Consider the following 524-nt stretch of genomic DNA (forward strand, 5'->3'; position numbering starts at 1 on the left):
CGTGACGGCGGGTCGACGAGCCGTCGACCTGGGCGAATTTCTCGAACACGCTCTGCAGCTTCTCGGCGGGAATGCCGATGCCGGTGTCCTCGACGCGGACCTTGAGCTGGACCACGCCGTCGACAACATCGCCGCCGACATCGATCAGCACATGCCCCTTCTCGGTGAACTTCACGGCGTTGCCGAGCAGGTTGGTGACGATCTGGCGGAAGCGCCCGGCGTCGCCGACGACGAAGGCCGGCAGGCGCGGATCGACGCGCACGATGAGCTCGAGGTTCTTTTCAGCAACCCGGGCCGAAACCAGGGTGGCCACGTCCTCGACCGCCTCGGCCAGGCGGAAGGGCGCGGGGTCGAGCGTCAACTGGCCGGCATTGATCTTCGAGAAATCGAGGATGTCGTTGATGATGGTGAGCAGCGCGTTGCCGGATTTGACGATCACGTCGGTGAAGGTCTTCTGGCGTGGCGTGAGCTCGGTCTTGGCGAGAAGCTCGGCCATGCCAAGCACGCCGTTCATCGGCGTGCGG

General features: G+C 65.1%; 1 protein-coding gene. It reads right to left on the reverse strand.

Annotated features, from left to right (window positions below; genetic code table 11):
- The coding region (locus EOA38_RS38535) for an ATP-binding protein (protein ID WP_245481043.1) at window positions 1-524 on the reverse strand (524 nt) is incomplete at both ends.

This window comes from Mesorhizobium sp. M1E.F.Ca.ET.041.01.1.1 (assembly GCF_003997355.1).
GTDB lineage: Bacteria > Pseudomonadota > Alphaproteobacteria > Rhizobiales > Rhizobiaceae > Mesorhizobium.